At 49.6% G+C, this 3,381-nt stretch carries 3 protein-coding genes; all 3 read left to right on the top strand.

All coding sequences use genetic code 11. The features are described from left to right. Positions 1–1,026: 1,026 nt before the first annotated feature. Entirely contained in the window at positions 1,027–1,761 is a 735-nt protein-coding gene (locus G7009_RS27230; RefSeq protein ID WP_181133373.1) for a YagK/YfjJ domain-containing protein, read from the top strand. Positions 1,762–2,033: 272 nt separating this feature from the next. Further along, positions 2,034–2,576 (top strand): recombinase family protein, encoded by a 543-nt coding sequence (locus tag G7009_RS27225; RefSeq protein WP_181133372.1) that lies wholly within the window; start codon positions 2,034–2,036, stop codon positions 2,574–2,576. Positions 2,577–2,944: 368 nt separating this feature from the next. Next, a partial coding sequence (locus G7009_RS27220) for a helix-turn-helix domain-containing protein (RefSeq protein ID WP_181133371.1) occupies positions 2,945–3,381 on the top strand: 437 nt, incomplete at its 3' end.

Genomic DNA, 3,381 nt, shown 5'->3' with positions numbered 1-3,381 from the left:
GGATAGAGCACCAGCCCGACACACCAGCAGCAACAGCACTGGCAAAAGCATCACCAGACGCACCAGTATCATCAGATCAAGAATCAGTGGTGACAGGGAGTCCACAGCATTCGCACTCCCCGAGACAACCAGTTAGTTTTGCTGACATTCTGAAAAGCTGGGAGTAGCAAAAGGCTTGCGGCTGGCTCGGACTGGGATAGGCTCGGAGCTAGAGCCTGAGCAAATTTCGGTGGCAACTTCCCCTAGGAGGACAGCTCAGTCCAACCAGAGGAAGCAACCGAGGATAGAGGGCAGGCCCGTCGCCTTCACCATCGCATCATCGGGGTTGATCACGGATGCTCGCATCAACCTGAGTCGTTTGCAGGAAGTCACTCATCCCTGCTTGATCGTGGCCGACTCCATCGTGAGAGGGCGTCGCTCGGGAGGCTCTCGCCAACGTCCGAACACTGCAACTACACACGACAACTTCACCACTGGCGACTGTGACCAATCCCGCTCCTGATCGCCTACCAGCACACATACGCCGAAGTGACACTCATCCTTCCACCAACGTAAGTGGCAGACCATTGAGCAGAGGGGGTTGTATTGGAATGAGCACCCGATAGAATGGGAACACTAGGCCAAAGCAACTCATCCTTGCTGGTCTACGGGTCTTGCAGGATTCGTACTCCTGACAAAACCAAATCTGAGAGCCCTGACTTGCCGGTCGGGGCTTTCGTCTTTCTGGTGATCGCATCGTACCTCAGACCGCCTCGGTCAATGCAAGCGTTTACGCTTAAGCTTGCCAAAATGACAATCATCCGGCATGATGCTCGGTCTTGATCGGACAGCGGATTAATTCCGGATGGCGATCAACATCCTTCTCAAGTACACCATCTCGACTCGAACCCATACGGCATCTGCCTTGTAGACAACCATTGTTGGGCTTCGCTGTGCCCGATTACCAGTGGCTTGATTAATATCCTTTATCTCTTGTAGTACTCTTAGAGAGTAAACCTATCCATACACACAGGGAGGTGCATTACCGTGTCCAATCCATTCCGATACACATTAGTAGAAACATCGACGTACAGAGGTTACCCAGTACTGTTCGAACCCGGTAACCCTAGTCACTCTGCACTCATCAAAGAAGCTCTTGATCGTTACATCGACCAGATCGAAGCCATCACTAGCCACTACTCTGATGTGTTCTTAGTCAGATTCGATCTACATCTGCCAATACCAATCGGCAGTGACCTAATCCCAGCAGATGAATCCAACCGACGAGTAAGCCAGCTGTTCCAAATTCTCAAGGAGAACAAGTTCAGGCAGCCCATATGGTCAGGCCAAAAGATTAAGAAAAGTGCCTACGGATGGTGCAACGAACTGGAGACAAGAAAACAGTTGCACTATCACTGCTGGGTCGCTGTACCCAAGGGCCGAGTGGAAAATGCTGGCTCTATCCGGAAGCGAGAAGATGGCAGCTACGACCTGTACGGCCTGATTGGGACGGTATTTGGAATCTGGCAGCAGCTGAACCCTGAGGGGTACGCCCATGTACAATGCAATGCGTTGGACTCAAAGCGAATCAAAAGTAACAGTCCAGATGATCTAGGAGAAGCAATCAAGTGGATCAGCTATCTAACCAAAGTCAGAGGCAAAGTAACATTTGAGGATGATGACGGTGATCCAATCCGAGTCCGCCGGTTTGACGGATCACGACTAAAGCCTGCACCAAAACCTCAAGAACAGGCGGATAAACTCACAGAAATGGCAGGTTAACAGGAACTCTGGATACACCGATCAGCTCTTTTTTCGCAGCAATGCCACGTAAACACTGGCTTACAGGGCTGTTTGCTAAGCAAGGTCGTCTCTCTCTCCAGCTTCTTCCCCACAAAACCAGTTTCGGACAGATAGTCATCAGGGCATAACCTGATGAATACGATCCATGAATACAGTTTATGTGAGAAATCCGTGTTCATCAGGGTTGATTCTAGGTGTGAATACATGTATCTTTCAAACGTCTAAGACTTTGATGAATACAGGAGCACCATATGGCACAGGTAGGATACATACGAGTCAGTACCGTAGATCAGAACACCGAGCGTCAACTAGAAGGCGTACAGCTTGACCGTGTGTTCGAAGACAAATGCTCAGGAAAAGATACCAAGCGGCCAAAGCTGACTGAAATGCTGGCGTATGTTCGAGATGGTGACACAATTCATGTTCATGACATCAGCCGTATGGCTCGCAATCTCGAAGACCTGCTAGCAATGGTGAAACAAATCAATGCCAAGAACATCGCCATCCAATTCCACAAAGAAAACCTTCGCTTCACTGGTGAATCTAACCCGATGCAGGAACTGATGCTGTCAATGCTTGGAGCCGTATATCAGTTCGAACGGTCGATGATGTTAGAACGTCAACGTGAAGGAATTGCCTTGGCGAAGGCAGCTGGGAAATACAAAGGCGGCAAACCAATGATTGACAAAGAAGCAATCGTTAGGGAACTGAGTTCAGGAACTTCCATTCGCAAGACAGCTGAAAAGCTAGGAGTAAGCATCAGTACTGTTCAGCGAGTAAAGGAAACTATGTAAAACTTGATCCTAGATCGTCCGAAGGATTTGTAGAATCTGAACTCATCCAATTGCCATCAAACCTAGGGGTTGTTCAATACTGGCACTCTTCCTCTAGGAATCTGGATTAAGAACGATCCCAGACGGTGATCAAATACGTCATCAGAACGCCAAAATAAGCGATTTGAGAGGGTTTCGGAGAGCACCCTATGCTACCCCACAGGGTTACCCTCAAAGCCTCTTAAAACGCACAGAAAAGCCAGCTAGTTATTTCTAGGAAAACTCCAAAGTTACCAAGGTCAGTCGTAGGTAGCTTGATACCTCAGGCAAAACTCTGGCAATCCTGAATGCTACGCTTTGCACACATTTGCACACTCAGGCCGAAGGTAATGTTGCACACCATTCAAGAGGCAATGAAACTGGCAGGCGTCAGCAGGCGTACCCTGTACAACCACAGTGACGCAGGGCGTATCAGCTATAGCATTGGCCCAGATGGAAGGCGTCGATTTGAGACAGCCGAACTGGAACGTGTGTATGGCAAACTGCAGCAGGTTGCACAGCCAGCTACACACCAATCTGCACAGCTTGGCACACCAGTCCTGTCTACCAATGATCTGGGTAAAGTGATCGAGGAAGCTGTTCAGAGAGCCACAATCCGCCTGGCAACTGAAATCGCTGAACTGCGGGCAATGTTACTGCGGATAGAGCACCAGCCCGACACACCAGCAGCAACAGCACTGGCAAAAGCATCACCAGACGCACCAGTATCATCAGATCAAGAATCAGTGGTGACAGGGAGTCCACAGCATTCGCACTCCCCGAGACA

This window comes from Pseudomonas capeferrum, from assembly GCF_013523055.1.
Taxonomy (GTDB): Bacteria; Pseudomonadota; Gammaproteobacteria; order Pseudomonadales; family Pseudomonadaceae; genus Aquipseudomonas; species Aquipseudomonas capeferrum_A.
Note: the sequence above shows the minus strand (reverse complement) of the source record. Positions and strands in the feature narration are given on the sequence as shown.

Excerpts from the sequence above, each read along its gene's own strand:
- G7009_RS27225 (WP_181133372.1), top strand. The coding sequence starts at position 2,034 with ATGGCACAGGTAGGATACATACGAGTCAGTACCGTAGATCAGAACACC.